Genomic DNA, 586 nt, shown 5'->3' on the forward strand with positions numbered 1-586 from the left:
AGTATATCGACCAACGGGAAGGCCCTCATTCTAAAGGCCCCATCATACCGTGGAACAAAGGTCGCTTAGTTGGCCCGAAGCCACCGCTAAAGCTCAAGGAAATCTGGGGTATTCGGGTACGGCTACAGCTTGTGACCCAGACGCGGGATCTCGCACTGTTTAATCTCGCGATCGACAGCAAGCTACGCGGGTGTGATCTGGTCAGGCTGAAGGTTCAAGACGTCGCGCACGGTGGTCGCGTACTGTCCCGCACCGCGATTGTTCAGCAGAAGACGGGCCGGCCTGTACAGTTCGAACTGACAGAGCAAACGCGTACCTCGATCGAAGCATGGATAAGTGCCGTCGCGCTGCGAGCCAATGATTACTTGTTTCCGAGCCGGGTGTCGGGTTGTCCACATCTATCTACGCGGCAATACGCCCGAGTCGTTAAATCGTGGGTCGAGAGCATCGGCCTCGATCCTCTCGAGTACGGCACGCACTCGATGCGTCGCACGAAAGCGACGCTGATATATAGGCGAACACGCAATTTACGCGCCGTGCAGCTCTTGCTGGGACATACGAAGCTGGAAAGCACGGTGCGCTATCT

At 56.7% G+C, this 586-nt stretch carries 1 protein-coding gene; it reads left to right on the forward strand.

The features are described 5' to 3' along the window. Positions 1-5: 5 nt before the first annotated feature. A partial coding sequence (locus SAHL_RS02965) for a tyrosine-type recombinase/integrase (protein ID WP_416235841.1) occupies positions 6-586 on the forward strand: 581 nt, incomplete at its 3' end.

It is taken from the genome of Salinisphaera orenii subsp. halophila YIM 95161 (genome assembly GCF_003732545.1).
Lineage (GTDB): Bacteria > Pseudomonadota > Gammaproteobacteria > Nevskiales > Salinisphaeraceae > Salinisphaera > Salinisphaera orenii_A.